The following is a 2,058-nucleotide window of genomic DNA, read 5'->3' on the forward strand; positions in this document are numbered from 1 at the left end:
CCGAACCGCCCAGACCCGCGTCCAGCAGACCAGCCACCTCGTCGAACGCAACCGCGAACGCCGGAAACGACGCGTACAACTCCCGCGCCATGCCCGCACGCTGAGCACCCTGACCGGTGAAGAGGAAGCCGAGGCGGCCGCCCGTCTTCTCACCGCGCACCAGGTTCGGGGAGGTGCCGCCCTCCGCGAGGGCCTGGAGGCCGGCGAGGAGCTCCTCCCGGTCGTGACCGGTGACGACGGCCCGGTGGTCGAGGGCCGCGCGGCCGGTCGCCAGGGAGTGACCGACGTCCAGCGGGGAGAGGGCCGGGTCGGCGGTGAGGTGGTCGTGGAGACGGCGGGCCTGGGCGCGCAGCGCGTCGGCCGTCCGGCCCGACACCGTCCAGGGCACGACGGGCAGGCCCACCGGCTGCTCGGGGGCGGGCGCCGGCTCCTCCGCCGGCGGCTGCTCGATGATCACGTGGGCGTTGGTGCCGCTGACGCCGAAGGCGGAGACGGCCGCGCGGCGGGCGCGCTCGGTGGCGGGCCACTCCCGGGCCTCGGTGAGGAGTTCGACGGAGCCCGAGTCCCAGTCCGCCATGGGCGTGGGCCGCTCGACGTGCAGGGTGCGGGGCAGGACGCCGTGCTCCATGGCCTGGATCATCTTGATGACGCCGCCGACACCGGCGGCGGCGACGGTGTGCCCGATGTTCGACTTGAGGGAGCCGAGGTAGAGCGGCCGGCCCTCGGGGCGGCCCTGGCCGTAGGTGGCCAGCAGGGCCTGCGCCTCGATCGGGTCACCGAGGCGGGTGCCGGTGCCGTGCGCCTCGACCGCGTCGACGTCGGCGGTGGTCAGACCGGCGTCGGCGAGGGCCTGGCGGATGACCCGCTCCTGGGAGGGGCCGTTGGGGGCGGTCAGGCCGTTGGACGCGCCGTCCTGGTTGACGGCCGAGCCCCGGATCACCGCGAGGACGCGGTGGCCGTTGCGGCGCGCGTCGGACAGCTTCTCGACCACGAGCATGCCGACGCCCTCGGACCAGGAGGTGCCGTCGGCGTCGGCGGAGAAGGACTTGATGCGGCCGTCGGGGGCGAGGCCGCTCTGCCGGGAGAAGTCGACGAACCCGCCGGGGGTCGCGGTCACGGTGACGCCGCCGGCCAGCGCGAGGTCGGACTCGCCGGAGCGCAGCGACTGGATCGCCAGGTGGAGGGCGACCAGCGAGGACGAGCAGGCGGTGTCGACGGAGACGGCCGGGCCCTCCAGGCCGAGGCTGTAGGCGACGCGGCCGGAGGCGACGCTGCTGAGCTTGCTGGTGAGCAGGTAGCCCTCGAACTCCTCGGGGCCCTCCAGGCCCAGGTAGCTCTGCTCGATGATGCCCGCGAAGACGCCCGTGCGGCTGCCGCGCAGCGTGTCGGGGTCGATGCCGGCCTGCTCGAAGGCCTCCCAGGAGGTCTCCAGGAGGAGGCGCTGCTGCGGGTCCATGGCGAGGGCCTCGCGCGGCGAGATGCCGAAGAAGCCGGCGTCGAAGAGTCCCGCCTCGTGGAGGAAGCCGGCCTGGCGGGTGTAGGAGGTGCCGGGTCGGGCCGGGTCGGGGTCGTAGAGGCGCTCCAGGTCCCAGCCGCGGTCGGTGGGGAAGTCGGTGATGGCGTCGGTGCCCTCGGCGACGAGCCGCCACAGGTCGTCGGGCGAGGCGACGCCGCCGGGGAAGCGGCAGGCCATGCCGACGACGGCGATGGGCTCGGCGGTCTCGGCCGCCTCCAGTTCGGCGATCCTGCGGTTCGCCTTCTGCAGGTCGACGGTGACCCGCTTCAGGTACTCGACCAGCTTCTCTTCGTTCGACGGGTTGGACATCGGGTTCGTGCTCTCCTCGGGCGAAGGCGGAAGGCGCAGGCGGAAAGGCGGGAAGCCGGGGCGGGGGGCCGGGCCCGGGGGCCGGTCCGGCGGGGAGGGCCGCCGGTCCGGCTCCGGGTGCGGGGCGTCGGAGGGGACGCCCTACGGGGTGGTGCGGCCCAGTTCGTTGTCGATGAAGCTGAGGAGCTCGTCGACCGAGGCCGACTCGATGGCCTCGGACGCGTCGGGCTCGT

1 protein-coding gene is annotated in these 2,058 nt (G+C 74.4%); it reads right to left on the reverse strand.

All coding sequences use genetic code 11. The annotated features are described in order from the left end of the window. Nucleotides 1-1,825, reverse strand: a 1,825-nt coding sequence (locus RIF68_RS35240; RefSeq protein ID WP_309055647.1) for a type I polyketide synthase, incomplete at its 3' end; no start/stop codon positions are given. Between the last annotated feature and the right edge of the window lie 233 nt (nucleotides 1,826-2,058).

This window comes from Streptomyces sp. (genome assembly GCF_031178505.1).
Classification (GTDB): domain Bacteria; phylum Actinomycetota; class Actinomycetes; order Streptomycetales; family Streptomycetaceae; genus Streptomyces; species Streptomyces gulbargensis.